At 51.2% G+C, this 15804-nt stretch carries 16 protein-coding genes; 11 read left to right on the top strand and 5 right to left on the bottom strand.

The genetic code is table 11. The features are described 5' to 3' along the window. Position 1: 1 nt before the first annotated feature. Genes OGV94_RS16315 through OGV94_RS16300 form a run of 4 tightly spaced genes read left to right on the top strand, consistent with a single transcriptional unit; the run spans position 2 to position 4303 of the window. Complete coding sequence (locus tag OGV94_RS16315; protein WP_047412811.1) at positions 2–1546, top strand: sugar ABC transporter ATP-binding protein; 1545 nt, start codon at positions 2–4, stop codon at positions 1544–1546. Between the two features lie 17 nt (positions 1547–1563). Further along, a complete protein-coding gene (locus tag OGV94_RS16310; protein ID WP_003831171.1) occupies positions 1564–2631 on the top strand; it encodes an ABC transporter permease in 1068 nt (355 codons plus the stop codon). Positions 2632–2684: 53 nt separating this feature from the next. Then, positions 2685–3482, top strand: coding sequence for an SDR family oxidoreductase (locus OGV94_RS16305; RefSeq protein ID WP_003831170.1), 798 nt, complete (start codon positions 2685–2687; stop codon positions 3480–3482). Between the two features lie 35 nt (positions 3483–3517). Then, positions 3518–4303 (top strand): SDR family oxidoreductase, encoded by a 786-nt coding sequence (locus OGV94_RS16300; RefSeq protein WP_043015521.1) that lies wholly within the window; start codon positions 3518–3520, stop codon positions 4301–4303. 42 nt (positions 4304–4345) lie between these two features. On the opposite strand, the gene OGV94_RS16295 is transcribed toward OGV94_RS16300, so the two are convergent. Beyond that, the gene (locus tag OGV94_RS16295; RefSeq protein WP_075145024.1) at positions 4346–5050 is read right to left on the bottom strand and encodes a GNAT family N-acetyltransferase; all 705 of its coding nucleotides are present in this window, start codon (positions 5048–5050) and stop codon (positions 4346–4348) included. A 144-nt stretch (positions 5051–5194) separates the two neighbouring features. On the opposite strand from OGV94_RS16295, the gene OGV94_RS16290 reads away from it, so the two are divergent. Next, positions 5195–6313, top strand: a complete 1119-nt coding sequence (locus OGV94_RS16290) for a YbdK family carboxylate-amine ligase (protein WP_080625580.1) — start codon at positions 5195–5197, stop codon at positions 6311–6313. 67 nt (positions 6314–6380) lie between these two features. Then, positions 6381–6629, top strand: coding sequence for a DUF1158 family protein (locus OGV94_RS16285; RefSeq protein ID WP_047412821.1), 249 nt, complete (start codon positions 6381–6383; stop codon positions 6627–6629). A gap of 21 nt (positions 6630–6650) precedes the next feature. Here OGV94_RS16285 and OGV94_RS16280 read toward each other — a convergent pair whose 3' ends face one another. Both OGV94_RS16280 and OGV94_RS16275 read right to left on the bottom strand, forming a co-directional pair. Then, complete coding sequence (locus OGV94_RS16280; RefSeq protein WP_003021996.1) at positions 6651–6992, bottom strand: RamA family antibiotic efflux transcriptional regulator; 342 nt, start codon at positions 6990–6992, stop codon at positions 6651–6653. Between the two features lie 17 nt (positions 6993–7009). Next, positions 7010–8122, bottom strand: a complete 1113-nt coding sequence (locus OGV94_RS16275) for an MBL fold metallo-hydrolase (protein WP_043015517.1) — start codon at positions 8120–8122, stop codon at positions 7010–7012. Positions 8123–8312: 190 nt separating this feature from the next. Between OGV94_RS16275 and OGV94_RS16270 the strand changes: the two genes are divergently transcribed. The 4 genes from OGV94_RS16270 to OGV94_RS16255 all read left to right on the top strand — a co-directional run bounded on the left by OGV94_RS16270 (position 8313) and on the right by OGV94_RS16255 (position 11345). Continuing rightward, positions 8313–8894, top strand: a complete 582-nt coding sequence (locus OGV94_RS16270) for a TetR/AcrR family transcriptional regulator (protein ID WP_087051593.1) — start codon at positions 8313–8315, stop codon at positions 8892–8894. Beyond that, positions 8894–9262 carry an MmcQ/YjbR family DNA-binding protein gene (locus OGV94_RS16265; protein ID WP_286523783.1) on the top strand — a complete coding sequence of 123 codons (369 nt, stop codon included), beginning with the start codon at positions 8894–8896 and terminating at the stop codon, positions 9260–9262. Before OGV94_RS16270 ends, OGV94_RS16265 begins: the two co-directional genes overlap by 1 nt. 119 nt (positions 9263–9381) lie before the next feature. Continuing rightward, positions 9382–10035 carry an oxygen-insensitive NAD(P)H nitroreductase gene (gene nfsB, locus OGV94_RS16260; protein WP_181633996.1) on the top strand — a complete coding sequence of 218 codons (654 nt, stop codon included), beginning with the start codon at positions 9382–9384 and terminating at the stop codon, positions 10033–10035. A gap of 65 nt (positions 10036–10100) precedes the next feature. Continuing rightward, a complete protein-coding gene (locus tag OGV94_RS16255; protein WP_043015515.1) occupies positions 10101–11345 on the top strand; it encodes a mechanosensitive ion channel family protein in 1245 nt (414 codons plus the stop codon). A gap of 54 nt (positions 11346–11399) precedes the next feature. Here the strand turns inward: OGV94_RS16255 and pheP are convergent, their stop codons facing one another. Beyond that, a complete protein-coding gene (gene pheP / locus OGV94_RS16250) occupies positions 11400–12794 on the bottom strand; it encodes a phenylalanine transporter (RefSeq protein ID WP_043015514.1) in 1395 nt (464 codons plus the stop codon). Between the two features lie 146 nt (positions 12795–12940). Further along, a complete protein-coding gene (locus OGV94_RS16245; protein ID WP_100194076.1) occupies positions 12941–14026 on the bottom strand; it encodes a YncE family protein in 1086 nt (361 codons plus the stop codon). A gap of 299 nt (positions 14027–14325) precedes the next feature. Here OGV94_RS16245 and OGV94_RS16240 point away from each other — a divergent pair, with 299 nt between their 5' ends. Beyond that, on the top strand, positions 14326–15501 hold the full coding sequence (locus OGV94_RS16240) for a coiled-coil domain-containing protein (protein ID WP_043015512.1): 1176 nt from the start codon (positions 14326–14328) through the stop codon (positions 15499–15501). The last annotated feature ends 303 nt before the right edge of the window (positions 15502–15804 follow it).

Raw genomic sequence — 15804 nt, 5'->3', positions numbered from 1 at the left:
CATGCAGCAGCAAGATATCGTCACTCCTCATTCCGTCGAATCTGAAGTCATTATCGAAACACACGATTTATCGCGTGTTTACCCTGGGGTAGTGGCGTTAGATAGCGTCAACTATCGGGTATATCGGAATAAAGTAAACGTGCTGATCGGAGAAAATGGTGCGGGTAAGTCCACCATGATGAAAATGCTTGCTGGTGTCGAAAGCCCTTCTTCCGGGCACATTATTATGGATGGCACACCCGTTACATTAAATTCGACCCATCAGGCCGAAAAACTGGGTATCAGTATTATTTTTCAGGAGTTGAATTTATTCCCAAACATGAATGTCATGGATAATATTTTCATGGCAAACGAGTTTTTTCAGAAAGGGAAAATCAACGAAAAATACCAATACGCTCTGGCAAAATCCTTACTGGAAAGACTCGAACTGGATGTTGATCCGTATACGCCACTGGAAGAACTAGGGATCGGTCATCAGCAACTGGTCGAGATTGCGCGTGCGCTCTCCAAAGACACCCGTGTTTTAATCATGGATGAACCGACCTCCGCCCTCAGCCAGTCTGAGGTGAAAGTGTTGTTTAACGTCATTGAGCAACTCAAACGACGCGGCGTCACCATCATCTATATATCCCACCGTCTGGAAGAGTTGATGGAAATTGGCGATTACATCACGATTTTCCGCGACGGCCGTTTTATCAGTGAACGTCCAGTCAATGATGCCAGTATTCCGTGGATCATTGAACAAATGGTAGGTGATAAGAAAAAACATTTTGATTATCAACCCGCACCAAAAGGTGAAACGGTTCTATCCGTACAGGGTCTCACAGCCCTTCATCCGAGCGGTGGCTATAAGCTTAATGACGTGACGTTTAGCCTCAGTAAAGGCGAAGTCATCGGAATCTATGGTCTGCTGGGCGCAGGACGAACTGAACTGTTCAAAGGACTGGTGGGACTCATGCCCTGCCAGAGTGGGAGCGTGCAGCTTAACGGCGAATGCATTGATAAAGCCCATTTTCAGTCACGTCTTAAAAAGGGGCTGGCGCTGGTGCCTGAAGACCGACAGGGTGAAGGCGTTGTTCAGATGATGTCGATTCAGTCCAACATGACGCTGTCTGACTTCAGCTTGCAAGGCTTTCGCCGTGCCTGGAAATGGCTGAACCCGCACAAAGAGCAGGCCAGTGTGAAGGCAATGATCCAGCAACTGGCTATCAAAGTGAGCGATCCCGAATTGCCTATCACCTCATTAAGCGGCGGTAATCAGCAAAAAGTGGTGCTGGGTAAGGCATTGATGACGCAACCGCAGGTGGTTTTCCTTGACGAACCTACCCGAGGCATTGATGTGGGCGCGAAAACCGACGTGTATCACCTTATTGGCAAAATGGCGCAGCAAGGGCTGGCGGTGATGTTCTCTTCATCAGAGCTGGACGAAGTGATGGCGCTGGCGGACCGTATTCTGGTGATGGCCGATGGCCGAATCACCGCTGATGTCCCCCGTCATGCGGTCACCCGCGAGGCATTAATCGCGGCTTCTACACCTCAAGATTAATCAGGCTGGAATCCATCATGAACCAGAAATATATGATTTATATGTACCTGCTGAAGGCCAGAACGTTTATCGCACTGCTGCTGGTTATCGCATTCTTTAGCGTGATGGTACCTAATTTCCTGACCACCTCTAACCTGTTGATCATGACCCAGCACGTCGCCATCACAGGCTTACTGGCAATTGGTATGACGCTGGTGATACTGACTGGCGGTATCGATCTGTCCGTCGGGGCGGTAGCGGGTATTTGCGGCATGGTTGCAGGCGCCTTGCTTACCAACGGTCTGCCCATCTGGGGTGGCAACATCATCTTCTTCAACGTACCAGAGGTCATAATCTGTGTTGCCCTCTTCGGCGTTGTCGTTGGTTTTGTCAACGGTGCCGTCATCACCCGTTTCGGCGTTGCACCGTTTATCTGTACGCTCGGCATGATGTACGTTGCCAGAGGGTCTGCTCTTCTGTTTAACGACGGCAGCACTTACCCAAATCTGAACGGCATGGACGCGCTGGGCAATACCGGTTTTGCCACGCTGGGTTCAGGTACTTTGTTGGGGATTTATCTTCCTATCTGGCTGATGATTGCTTTCCTGCTGCTGGGCTACTGGGTAACCACCAAAACTCCATTAGGCCGCTACATCTACGCGATTGGAGGGAACGAATCCGCCGCACGTCTGGCGGGTGTCCCTATCGTAAAAGCGAAGATCTTTGTCTACGCCTTCTCCGGTCTGTGTGCCGCTTTTGTTGGGCTGATTGTGGCTTCACAACTGCAAACCGCACATCCGATGACCGGCAACATGTTTGAGATGGATGCCATTGGCGCAACTGTGCTGGGTGGAACGGCCCTCGCGGGAGGACGTGGACGTGTCTCCGGCTCCATTATCGGTGCCTTCGTAATTGTCTTCCTCGCCGATGGCATGGTGATGATGGGCGTCAGCGACTTCTGGCAAATGGTCATCAAAGGTGTGGTTATCGTCACCGCCGTTGTTGTCGATCAGTTCCAGCAAAAGCTGCAGAACAAAGTCATTCTGATGCGTCGCCACGAAGAAAAGCTGGCGGCAGCACCCTCAGTAAATACCGTATCCAGTTAAGCAGCAACATTCCGCCGGGCATCTTTTGCCCGGCCCATACAGGGGATAAAAATATGCAACGTGATTTTCATGGTAAGACAATTGTCATCACTGGTGCTTGTCGAGGGATTGGCGCAGGTATCGCCGAACGTTTTGCCCGCGACGGCGCAAATCTGGTGATGGTATCTAATGCAGAGCGCGTCCACGAAACAGCGGAACAGCTTCGTCAGCGCTATCAGGCAGATATTTTATCTTTGCAGGTGGATGTCACCAATGAAGCGCAGGTGCAATCTCTGTACGAGCAGGCCGCAGCGCGCTTTGGCACCATTGATGTCTCAATTCAAAACGCGGGTGTTATCACCATCGACTATTTCGACCGCATGCCGAAAGCAGATTTCGAAAAAGTCCTCGCCGTAAATACCACTGGCGTATGGCTCTGCTGCCGGGAAGCCGCAAAATATATGGTTAAGCAAAACCAGGGCTGCCTGATAAATACCTCTTCCGGTCAGGGACGCCAGGGTTTCATCTATACCCCACACTACGCCGCCAGCAAGATGGGCGTAATTGGCATTACGCAAAGTTTGGCCCATGAGTTAGCGCCATGGAATATCACCGTCAACGCCTTTTGCCCGGGGATAATCGAAAGCGAAATGTGGGATTACAACGATCGTGTCTGGGGCGAGATTCTCAGTACAGATGAAAAACGCTATGGCAAAGGTGAATTGATGGCGGAATGGGTTAAAGGCATCCCAATGAAACGCGCGGGCAAACCTGAAGATGTCGCCGGGCTGGTCGCTTTTCTCGCCTCTGACGATGCGCGTTATCTCACCGGACAAACCATCAACATCGATGGCGGCCTGATTATGTCTTAATGCCCGCCAGGGTATCTGTTAAGAGAGTCATCACTATGATTGCAAAAGATTTTGCTCAACAACTGTTTAATCTTGAGGGGCGCGTCGCTTTTGTTACTGGCGCAGGCAGCGGCATCGGTCAGACTATCGCCTGCGCACTCGCCAGCGCGGGCGCACACGTAGTCTGTTTTGATTTGCGCGAAGACGGCGGGCTGAACGCGACCGTTGATACTATTACCTCTATTGGCGCCCAGGCTGCGCTCTATACGGGTGATGTCCGTCAGCTTAGCGACCTTCGCGCCGCGGTAGCCCTGGCGAAGGAACGCTTTGGTCGTCTGGATATTGCGGTCAATGCCGCAGGCATTGCCAACGCCAACCCAGCGCTGGAAATGGAAAGCGAGCAGTGGCAACGCGTTATCGACATTAACCTCACTGGCGTGTGGAATTCCTGTAAAGCCGAAGCGGAACTGATGCTGGAATCCGGTGGTGGCTCGATTATTAACATCGCATCCATGTCCGGAATTATTGTTAACCGAGGTCTTGAACAAGCCCATTACAATAGCGCTAAGGCTGGGGTCATTCATCTGTCAAAAAGCCTGGCGATGGAGTGGATTGGAAAAGGGATCCGCGTGAATTCTATCAGCCCTGGATATACCGCCACGCCGATGAACACTCGACCGGAAATGGTTCATCAGACGCGGGAGTTTGAAAGCCAGACGCCGATTCAGCGCATGGCAAAAGTGGAAGAGATGGCGGGCCCGGCACTCTTTCTGGCCAGCGATGCTGCTTCATTTTGCACCGGTGTAGACCTGGTTGTAGATGGTGGATTTATCTGTTGGTAAACAGCATTACGCCCGCAGCCATGGTTAGCTGCGGGCATTAATTTATTCTCCGCTACAAGCAGCCAGCGTTTTTCGTTGCCGGCCGTTTTCATCAAAGTTGTCGGCAGCCAGCCAGCGCTGTAACACGGCGTCACACTGGGGCCATTCGCCGTCAATCATCGATAACCAGTCGCTGTCGCGATTACGCCCCTTGCGCACAATCTTCTGGCGAAAGCGTCCTTCGAAGATAAACCCAAGGCGCTCAGCCGCCCGACGGGAAGCCGTGTTCAGGGAATCACATTTCCACTCCACGCGACGATAGCCCAACGCAAACGCCTGGCGCAGCAGCAGCCAGATACTTTCGGTGCCGAGTACCGTATTTTTCATGCGCGGTGACCAGGTCACATGACCAATTTCGACCGAACCGTGCTCTCGTTCAATCGCCATAAAGCACACTAGTCCAACGGCACGTCCGGAACGCTGCTCAATGACGGCATAGGGAACCAGAGATGCATCAGTAGCTTTCCCCTGAACCCAGCAAGCTGCGGCCTCAACGCTTGTGGGGCGAGAGCTGGCAAGCCAGGTCCAGTCGCGATCGTCCGGTGCCTGCGCATAGGCATCAAACAGATCGGCAGCATGGCTGTCGGCATCCAGAGGAACCAGTCGACAATATTGCCCTGTAAGCGTTTCCCGTGGCAGCACGGCGGCGCCATTCCAGCCCGGCACAACATCGCCGACGGTCTGTCCATAAAGATTTAGTTCCGGCACCTTTCAACCCCTTTTGCGAAGTAAAAAATAGTTATAACACCGGCCATTTCGCCTTCAAAGCGTCGCCAGAAGATTTTGACAACGAACAGAAAATCAGCAGCGCTTCTATACTCTAAGGATTCAATCAACGCTGAAGAGAACCCTATGCCACTACCCGATTTTCATGTTTCTGACCCTTTCACGTTAGGCATTGAGCTGGAAATGCAGGTAGTCAATCCTCCGGGCTACGACCTGAGCCAGGATTCTTCCCGGTTGATTGACGCCGTAAAGCCGCTGCTTACCGCCGGAGAAGTAAAGCACGATATCACGGAAAGTATGCTGGAGATGGCGACCGGGGTTTGTCGCGATATCGACCAGGCGAGTGCTGAATTATCCGCCATGCAGCAGGTAATCTCGCGGGTTGCTGCAAAGCATCACCTCGCCATCTGTGGTGGTGGTACGCATCCATTTCAAAAATGGCAACGTCAGGAAGTGTGCGATGACGAACGCTATCGACGCAACCTGGAAAATTTTGGCTATCTTATCCAGCAGGCGACAGTGTTCGGCCAGCATGTGCATATCGGCTGCGCAAACGGCGATGATGCCATTTATCTCCTGCACGGGCTGTCGCGGTTTGTTCCCCATTTTATTGCGCTCTCCGCCGCCTCACCTTATATGCAGACGTCCGACACGCGGTTTGCCTGCGCGCGACTAAATATATTCTCCGGATTTCCCGATAATGGCCCGATGCCATGGGTGAATAACTGGCAGGAATTCGAGGGGCTATTCCGTCGGCTGGCTTACACCAGCATGATTGACAGCATTAAAGATTTACACTGGGATATCCGCCCCAGCCCGCACTTTGGCACAGTAGAGGTTCGGGTAATGGATACGCCGCTGACCCTTGATCATGCAGTCAATATGGCAGGGCTTATTCAGGCTACCGCCCACTGGTTACTCACCAAACGCCCGTTCAAACACCAGGAGCGTGATTACCTGCTGTATAAATTCAACCGTTTCCAGGCTTGCCGCTTTGGTATGGCGGGAATCGTCACCGACGTCAACACCGGTGACGGCTGCCGCTTGTCAGATGACACATTGCGGCTACTGGAGAATATCGCTACCTCTGCAGATAAAGTGGGCGCGGCCAGCGCGATTGAAGCTATAGGCCTGCAGGTTAAAAATGGTCATGATGAAGCACAAAATATGCGTGATTTCGTCGCCGACGGCGGGTCGTTGAGTGGTCTGGTGAAAAAGCATTGTGAGATTTGGGCAGGGTTATAAGCGTGGGAATTTGCGTTGCCCGCAGAGATCCCGGACAATGGCTTTTTAACTCAAGTTTAACAATGCTATGAAACATCCGCTTGAATCACTGATGACCGTCGCAGGGATCCTGCTGCTGGCTTTTTTGTCCTGCCTGCTGCTACCCGCCCCCTCGCTTGGCCTGCTGTTGGCGCAAAAGGTCGTCACCACCTTTCATCTGATGGATCTCAACCAGTTTTATACTTTGCTGTATTGCCTGTGGTTTTTACTGCTGGGGGTGCTTGAGTATTTGCTGTTGCGCTTCATCTGGCGGCGCTGGTTCTCGCTGGCGGATTAGGCCCGCGAGAACTCTTCGTCGTTAATGCGTTCGGCTATGATTTTCTTTGCGATAAGCACCCGGCGGCTGGCTGAACGTACGGGTGAAAATACGCGTAAAGGTCTGCTGCGAATCAAATCCGTACTTCAAACAAATGTCGTACACTTTCTGGTCGGTATCGCGTAGATCGCGCGCCGCCAGCAGCAGCTTACGCTCACGGATGTAACGCCCGAGGCTTTCACCTTTGTACTGCATAAAGAGACGCTGCAGGTGCCATTTGGAATATCCCGCATGGCGCGCAATATCATCAATGCGCAATGGCTGATTCAAATTATCATCAATCCATTCAACAATCGTATCAATTACCTGAGCAGAAATCGTCATCATGCTCTCCCCTGTATTCATTGAGTAGCCTGTTGCCACCAGGCCGTAAACGGTTGGTCCGGTTCGGACAGTACTACCGGTTCACCCAGCATGGGCGTCAGCAGGCGGTAATCCTGATGACGGCTGGCAAGCGCCAGTCGTTTGTAAGGATCATCCCAGGTATGTTTCGCCAGAACGAAACGGCCGGCATGCCCTGGCAACACGGCTTTCGCATGCAAATCTGCCGCGGCCTGTGCCGTCTCTTCCGGCATCATGTGAATAAACTTCCAGTCCTGGTCATACTGACCGTTCTCCATAATCGCCAGGTCAACCGAGCCAAACTGCTCGCCAATGGCTTTGAAATGCGGTCCATAGCCGGAATCGCCACTGTAATAAACGTTCTGCTCCGGCGTTTCGAACATGAAGCTCGCCCATAGCGTTTGGTTGCGCTTGATACCGCGTCCCGAGAAATGACGAGCAGGCAGCACATGAACGATCAGCGAATCCGTCACTCTGACAGACTGATTCCAGTCGCGCTCTTCGATTATCTCGCTGCGCATCCCCCAGTAACGCAGATGCGATCCGACGCCGAGCGGCGTAATCACCCGCTTAATTTTCGGCATTAGCGCCTTGATAGTGGCGAGATCCAGATGGTCATAGTGATCGTGCGAGATGATGAGCAGATCGATCTCCGGCATCGTCTGCGCACTCCACGGATAATCTCCGGCGAAGGCTTTATTCAGGAATGAAAACGGTGCGGCATAATTGCTAAACACCGGATCAATCAGGATACGCTGACCCGCCAGCTGTAAATACCACGAGGAGTGGCCGAGCCAGACCAGCGTATCCTGCAGCGGCGCAAGCCCGGCGAGATCGGTCGCCACCAGCGGTAACGGCTGCGCCGGACGCGCATTTTCACGCTTAGCGACCAGAAACTCCCACCAGGCCGCCAGCATACCTTTGTTGCCGGTATAGCCCGGTGTCGGCACCTGGTTATGAAACTGTCCATCACGATAGTGTGGTGACTGTTCAACCTGACTCAGTTGTGCCCCTTGCGGTGCCTGACCAAACCCGGCATTGAGTACAAACGGTAAACTTGCAGCTGCGGCAATAAGCATAATAACAACCACACAAACTGTGAGACGCTTCATATCCTGACCTTAAACGCGCCCCCTTTCCGCTGGTTTGCGCGACTGACTCTTGATTATGAGTGAGTAAGCACTCATTATAGAAATCGAAAGTTCGCCGTCAAGATGATTTTCAATCTTTGACATTCGCCGTTGCGGTGCAGCAAAGGCCGTGATTCAATCATGTTTTTTACAGACTTAAGGGTAAAGTGTAGTGGCTCGTCCGAAGAGTGAAGACAAAAAACTGGCATTACTGGAAGCTGCAACCACAGCATTTGCACAATCAGGTATTGCGGCCTCTACCGCCGTGATAGCCCGCAATGCAGGGGTTGCGGAGGGAACCTTGTTTCGCTATTTCGCGACCAAAGATGATTTGATCAACGAGCTTTACCTCTTTTTGAAGCAAGATCTTTGTCAGTCGATGATGGCAAATCTGGATCGCTCAGTGACCGATGCCAAAACCATGACTCACTACATCTGGAACAGCTATATAAGCTGGGGCCTGAACCACACCTGCGGGCATCGCACGATTCGCCAGTTGGCCGTCAGCGAGAAAATCAGCAAAGAAACAGAACAACAGGCTGACGATATGTTCCCGGAATTACGCGATCTTTGTCATCGTTCCGTACGCCCCGAATTTATGTCTGACGAGTATCGCGCCTTTGGCGATGCGTTGTTTCTTTCTCTGGCGGAGACCACCATGGAGTTCGCCGCCCGCGACGCGGCCCGCGCAAAAGACTATATATCGATGGGGTTTGAAGCCATGTGGCGCGCACTGACCCGCGAGGAAAAATAATGGACGGCCAGACCCTGCATGCCTGTGCGAAGCGCCTGGCGCTCGAACAGCCTTTCACCGAACACTGCTGGCCATTCGGCCCGGAATACGACGTCTTCAAAGTCGGCGGCAAAATTTTCATGCTGGTGTTTGAACATCACGGACGCCCGCTGGTTAACCTAAAATCAGACCCGCAGAAGTCACTGTTAAACCAGCAGATCTACCCCAGCATTAAACCCGGCTATCACATGAATAAAAAACACTGGATCTCGGTCTACCCTGGCGACGACATTACCGAGTCATTACTGGCAGAGCTGGTGAATGATTCATGGCACCGCGTCGTAGACGGTCTGGCGAAGCGGGATCAAAAACGTCTACATCCAGGTTGATTTATCGTTAACCTCGATAAGTGTTTTTGCATTTTCCTGTCTTATCTTTTTCCCGCTAACCCTGTACCCTGCTGAAACAAAACGCACCCGCAGGGTATGAAAAATCACCAGGAGTAGTTATGGATATTGTTTCTGTCGCCTTAAAACGTTACTCCACTAAGGCATTCGATCCGAATAAAAAACTGACCGCTGAGCAGGCCGAAAAATTAAAAACGCTGCTGCAGTTTAGCCCGTCCAGTACCAACTCTCAGCCATGGCACTTTATTGTCGCCAGCACTGACGAAGGTAAAGCGCGTGTAGCTAAATCCGCAGCCGGCGGTTTTGTATTCAACGAACGCAAAATGCTGGATGCTTCCCACGTTGTGGTGTTCTGCGCCAAAACGGCGATGGACGATGCGTGGCTGGAGCGCGTGGTGGATCAAGAAGAGAGCGATGGTCGTTTCGCTACGCCTGAAGCTAAAGCCGCAAACCATAAGGGCCGTACTTTCTTTGCCGACATGCATCGCAAAGAGCTGAAAGATGACAACCACTGGATGGCAAAACAGGTGTACCTCAACGTCGGTAACTTCCTGCTGGGCGTTGCGGCTATGGGCCTGGATGCTGTACCGATCGAAGGCTTTGATTCAGCGGTCATGGATGCAGAATTTGGCCTGAAAGAGAAAGGTTTCACCAGCGTAGTGGTGGTTCCGGTGGGTCATCACAGCGTAGAAGATTTCAACGCCGTACTGCCGAAATCTCGTCTGCCGCTGGAAACGACGCTGACGGAAGTCTAATCCTCCGCATTTGCATAAGCTCCGCACAGCGGTCATCATAGACCGCTGTTTATTAAGGAGACGTTATGCAGGAATTGATATCTCAGGTAGAAGAACTCGGCATTGAAATAAATCACACCACCTCATTGGTGATGATTTTTGGCATTATTTTTATCACCGCCATTATTGTTCACGTTATTTTGCACTGGGTGGTATTACGCGCATTTGAAAAGCGTGCCAGCGCCAGCTCCCGCCTGTGGCTACAAATCATCACGCAGAACAAGTTATTTCACCGGCTGGCATTCACCCTGCAGGGTATCATTGTCAATATACAGGCCGCACTCTGGCTACAGAAAGGCAGCGAAGCAGCAGAAATATTAGTGACCTGCGCTCAGCTGTGGATCATGATGTACGCCCTGCTGTCCCTGTTTTCCCTGCTGGACGTTATTCTCAATCTGTCGCAAAAACTCCCTGCCGCATCGCAATTACCGCTAAAAGGCATATTCCAGGGCATCAAACTCATCAGCGCAATTCTCGTCGGAATATTGATGATTTCCCTGCTGATTGGTCAGTCACCGGCAATACTGATAAGCGGTCTGGGCGCCATGGCCGCCGTGTTAATGCTGGTGTTTAAAGATCCAATCCTCGGACTGGTTGCCGGAATACAACTTTCAGCCAACGATATGTTGAAGTTGGGTGACTGGCTGGAAATGCCGAAATATGGTGCCGATGGCGCGGTTATTGATATTGGCTTAACCACCGTGAAAGTGCGCAACTGGGATAACACCATCACCACTATCCCAACCTGGTCACTGGTCTCAGACTCTTTTAAAAACTGGAGTGGAATGTCGGCTTCCGGTGGGCGGAGAATAAAACGCAGCATCAGCATCGATGCCACCAGCATCCATTTTCTTGATGAGGATGAGCGCCAGCGTCTGCATAAAGCCCACCTGCTGAAACCGTATTTAACAACACGTCACCAGGAAATTGACGAGTGGAATCAGCAATTAGATGCGCCTGAATCGGTATTGAATCACCGCCAGATGACGAATATTGGCACCTTCCGCGCTTATCTGAACGAATATTTGCGTCATCATCCGCGTATTCGCAAAGATATGACGTTAATGGTACGCCAGCTTGCGCCGGACGATCACGGTTTACCGATCGAAATTTATGCCTTTACTAATACGGTAGTCTGGCTGGAATATGAAAGTATTCAGGCTGATATCTTCGACCATATCTTTGCCGTGGTCGAAGAGTTTGGTTTACGCATTCATCAGTCGCCTACCGGAAACGATATTCGCGCACTGTCTGGCGCGTTTCAGCGTTAAACCGGACAGAGAGAAAATGGCCGATCCCATTATTAATATGAGATCGGCCATAGCTTAGCGAGGTTTACGACGCAACAGTTTGAAGGCAACAAACAGGAACAGGATCCACACCGGCAGCAGGATAGCTGACAGGCGCATTTCATCCATCGTACACATCAGCACCAGAATCATGCCAAGGAAAGCAATACACAGATAGTTCCCTGCCGGGTACAGCAGTGCTTTAAACTGCGTGTCACGTCCCTTACGTCGCATCGCCGCCCGGAACCGCAGATGCGCCAGGCAGATCATAATCCAGTTCAGCAGTAACGTCGCCACCACCAGCGCCATCAGCAGGCTAAAGGCCTTTTGCGGCAGAACATAGTTGATCAGGACCACCAGTGACGTAATAGCGCCGGAGAGGATCAGTGAGTTCACCGGTACGCCACGACGGCTGACGCGGGTTAAGAACTTCGGCGCGTTCCCCTGAACCGAGAGACCAAATAGCATACGACTGTTAGAGTAAACACCACTGTTATACACCGACAGCGAAGCCACAAGAATGACAAAGTTCAGCGCAGAAGCCACCACGTTGCTGTCAAGATTATGGAAAATCATCACGAACGGGCTGCTGTTGGATTTCACCTCTACCCACGGGTAGAGCGCTAACAGCACCACCAGAGAACCGATGTAAAACAGCAGAATACGGTACACCACCTGGTTTACCGCCTTTGGAATGCTTTTCTGCGGGTCCTGCGCTTCTGCGGCAGTAATCCCGATAAGCTCCAGTCCGCCAAAGGAGAACATAATCACCGCCAGCGACAGAATTAATCCGTTCCAGCCGGTAGCAAAAAAGCCGTTGTAACGCCACAGGTTATCGATGCTTGCATGTTCCCCGCCGTTACCGGAAAACAGCATCCACACGCCAAAACCAATCATGCCGATAATGGCCAGCACTTTAATCAGCGCGAACCAGAATTCCGTTTCGCCATACAGACGTACGTTGACCAGGTTGACGGCATTGATGATCACGAAAAATGCCGCGGCCCAAATCCAGGTCGGGACATCGGGCAACCAGTACTGCATGTAGATCCCGGCCGCTGTCAGTTCCGCCATACCGACCAGCACAAACATCACCCAGTAGTTCCAGCCGGACAGAAAACCCGCGAACGGTCCCCAATATTTATAGGCAAAATGAGCGAAGGATCCGGAAACGGGTTCTTCCACTACCATTTCGCCCAGTTGACGCATAATCAAAAAAGCGATGATCCCGGCAACGCCGTAACCCAGTAACACCGCAGGTCCCGCCATCTGAATAGCCGGACCAATGCCCAAAAACAGGCCCGTACCAATTGCACCGCCCAGCGCAATTAACTGAATATGGCGGTTTTGCAACCCTCGTTGAAGCGTCGGCTCGTTCGTCGACGCGGCATCAGACACGCTGGTGTCAGATGCAGTTGACGCGTTTTTCACGCCCTTCCCCTGTGTCGTTTTTATTGAAGGGGCTTCTTTTAACATTTCAACCTGGTTGTCGCAAGGCGCAATCGATTGGATGCGCCGGGCTTCCTTGCCCAACGCACCGAGGCTCGGGAGAAAAACAATAGAAAGAAGGCGAGTTGTTATTGTTTATTCAAGTCAATACGTACCACGTTATCTGGCGCAGACGTAGAGTGGTCTTTATTAAATTTTTGCTTCACCGTCACAAACAGCGTTTGTCCATCCGCCGAGAGCAGCAGGCTGTTTGGGTTAGGGGGTAAATCCCAACTTTTCTTCACGCTGTAATCGGTCGCATTCAGGCTGAGCAATTTCCCTGAATCACGCTGCGTAATATAGATTTCGTTGCGTTTTGCGTTGAATTTCACCGCCAGCGAATCACCCACATCCAGTTTTTTCAGCAGGTTACCCGTATGAATATCCAGAACCAGAGTGGTTTTCGCTTTTGAGTTGTCGGTGACAAACAGACGACCCGTTTCTGCGTCCTCCGCCATATTCAGCAGCAGCGCAGGTTGTTCACCCAGCGGCTGCCAGCGTTTCTCAACACGCTGGTTACGCGGGTTGATGACGAGAATTTCGCCGCCGCCGTTAGCTGCATAAATTCGCTGCGTCACCGCTGAATAATGCAGTCCGGTCATCCATTTACCCGTGTTTTTAATGCGGGTTTTCAGCTTCAGGGTTTCGGCATCAACCACCCAAATCACCGCCGGATCCGCCACGGCGCCAATATAGAGCAAACCGTTATGCAACAGCACCTGACGGGCACCATACGGGAAACCTTCTGGGTTACGTTCCGGGAACAATACGCGATTTTTCACCTTGCCGTCAGCGGTATTCAGCGCGCTCAGGCCACCGTCCAGTGAGTTGGTGACATACACCGTTTTACCGTCCGGCGAGATAGCCATACCAAAGTTTTTCATATCGGTATGACTCAATCCAAGAGTTTTGAGCGTTTTCGGATCCAACTTGTAAACCACGCCGCCCTGCACATCTTTAAATCCTTCGGCGCTGGCAACGTACAACGCATCCCCTGCCGGGCTAAGCGCCATTTCATATAACCCATCCGCCAGCGCGCGTTGCTGTACATCGGTAACGGCAGGTTGTGCTGTTTTTTCCGTAACGCTGACGTTGCTGGCTGGCGTGGAGTGCGCCGCACAACCGCTTAACGCCGCAGCAATCAGCAATGCCAACGCAGATGTTGTTTTTTTCATTGTCGGGATCCTTACCAGAAGTAATACAGAGAGTTAATGACAAAAGAGAATGAGAACTATACGCATTATCTTTTTTGAATCAAGAATAATTACCCGATAATAAAAAACATGAAACAGAGGTTTGAAGATGCAAACAGGTGCGCGCGACTTCCGGTTTTTCATAATTACAGTGAATTATTCTGGACGAAAAGGCATCGCAGGCCACAGAATGCGCTTTACTGTTTTTCTAACATTTTCAAACGGGTGAACCGGCTGTGTTTTAGTCACTCGTTTTTGAGCCAGGCCAGGCAACGACTGTCATGAATAAGATCATTAAACGACTGGAAATCGTCAAAAGCGCTATTGAACTGGAAGATGAGGAAATTATTTTCCAGCAGGTAGAACATCTGAAAAATGAGCCTTTATCCGTCGTGCCAGGCACCATTGTGCAGGCGATCGAAGAACGACGCTTTAGTGATGCCCTGCGTGAAATCTCAGCCTGGCTGCAATCTCAACGGGCAGTCTCTACGTGGCAGGATCCCGCCATTGCCGCCAGTAAACTGGAACTCAAAGCGCTCGAAACACAGCTGCGTGACCTGATCGATAAGCGCAACACGCGCATTCAAATCCTCGATGATTTCAACGATCTGTATCATCTTCGCCTTGGACCGCTGATGAGCCGGATCCTCGAGTTACGTAAACAGCTCGCCGCCAGCGCCCAGCGTAAACAGGAAGCGGAGCGAAAACGTCGGGAAAAAGACTATCAGTCCTGTCAGCACTATATTTCCCAGGCTGTTGATCAACTTGCCAGGCTCAAGCAGCACTGGATGAACCTTAATTCAGATTCGCGCGAATCGGTGGAAACACGCCAACGTATTCAGCAACAAACGGAACTGATTACCGCCCTGCTGGCGGAGATTCGTGAGTTGGAAAACGACTTTTCTCGCCAGGACGACAGCGCAACCCGCCAGGCTCAGGAAGAGGCCAGCCATGAATATGATGAATTTCAGGAGCAGCAGCAGGATGCGCAACATCGTTTTAACCGTGACCAGCGACTTTCATCTGATGAACGTAACGAGTTAAAACGCCTGTGGCGTCAGGCCAGCCGTCTTTGTCATCCGGATGTGGTGGCAGATTGTCTGAAAGAGAAAGCGCATCAGATGATGGTTCAGCTTAACCAGGCGCGCCAAAATGCCGATCTTGCCGCCGTTCGGGCGCTACTGACTCAATTACAAAGTGGCCTCGAACCGATGATGGCGAGTGACCGATTGAACGATCTGCAGCATTTACGCAGCAAAATACAGCAGCTCAGAGAACAAATTAATGCGCTGCTCAAAGAAATTACCGAACTGGAAGCTGAGAACGCCTGGCGGCTTGCCACCTCCGTCACAGATAAAGAGGCCTACTTCTGCGATCAACAACGGGCGCTTACGGAAATCCGCAATACGCTGGAACAACAGGTGCATCAGGTTGAACAGGAGCTGTTGGCGGGCTAAGCGTTATCAGCAATGCAATCAGAAAAAATAACCTCTTCAGGTGAGATTTTAAAATTAAGCACAAAAAGCCCAAAATAGGATAATTCCCTAAAAACTTAGCACCACTAAGAATTATCGACCTGAAAATTCTAATTTCAGGTCGATAACTACAAATTGAGCGATATTTCTCTCTTCCCCCTGGCTCCCCTTCTCTTTGTCCTGGTCTTGATTAAGAATTCTCCTGGTCACCAATCATCTCATCAAGAAAAACAGGTATCTGTATGAAATATAAAGTTTTCCATATAAATCCCCTGCATAATGAAT

The sequence above is a fragment of the Citrobacter sp. Ce006 genome, assembly GCF_030336535.1.
Taxonomy (GTDB): Bacteria; Pseudomonadota; Gammaproteobacteria; order Enterobacterales; family Enterobacteriaceae; genus Citrobacter; species Citrobacter europaeus.
The sequence above is the reverse complement of the archived record's forward strand: the minus strand, read 5'-3'. Positions and strand labels throughout refer to the sequence as shown.

Coding starts and splice junctions, on each gene's coding strand:
- OGV94_RS16315 (WP_047412811.1), top strand. CDS start 2: ATGCAGCAGCAAGATATCGTCACTCCTCATTCCGTCGAATCTGAAGTC.
- OGV94_RS16310 (WP_003831171.1), top strand. CDS start 1,564: ATGAACCAGAAATATATGATTTATATGTACCTGCTGAAGGCCAGAACG.
- OGV94_RS16305 (WP_003831170.1), top strand. CDS start 2,685: ATGCAACGTGATTTTCATGGTAAGACAATTGTCATCACTGGTGCTTGT.
- OGV94_RS16300 (WP_043015521.1), top strand. CDS start 3,518: ATGATTGCAAAAGATTTTGCTCAACAACTGTTTAATCTTGAGGGGCGC.
- OGV94_RS16290 (WP_080625580.1), top strand. CDS start 5,195: ATGCCACTACCCGATTTTCATGTTTCTGACCCTTTCACGTTAGGCATT.
- OGV94_RS16285 (WP_047412821.1), top strand. CDS start 6,381: ATGAAACATCCGCTTGAATCACTGATGACCGTCGCAGGGATCCTGCTG.
- OGV94_RS16280 (WP_003021996.1), bottom strand. CDS start 6,992: ATGACGATTTCTGCTCAGGTAATTGATACGATTGTTGAATGGATTGAT.
- OGV94_RS16275 (WP_043015517.1), bottom strand. CDS start 8,122: ATGAAGCGTCTCACAGTTTGTGTGGTTGTTATTATGCTTATTGCCGCA.
- OGV94_RS16265 (WP_286523783.1), top strand. CDS start 8,894: ATGGACGGCCAGACCCTGCATGCCTGTGCGAAGCGCCTGGCGCTCGAA.
- nfsB (WP_181633996.1), top strand. CDS start 9,382: ATGGATATTGTTTCTGTCGCCTTAAAACGTTACTCCACTAAGGCATTC.
- OGV94_RS16255 (WP_043015515.1), top strand. CDS start 10,101: ATGCAGGAATTGATATCTCAGGTAGAAGAACTCGGCATTGAAATAAAT.
- OGV94_RS16245 (WP_100194076.1), bottom strand. CDS start 14,026: ATGAAAAAAACAACATCTGCGTTGGCATTGCTGATTGCTGCGGCGTTA.
- OGV94_RS16240 (WP_043015512.1), top strand. CDS start 14,326: ATGAATAAGATCATTAAACGACTGGAAATCGTCAAAAGCGCTATTGAA.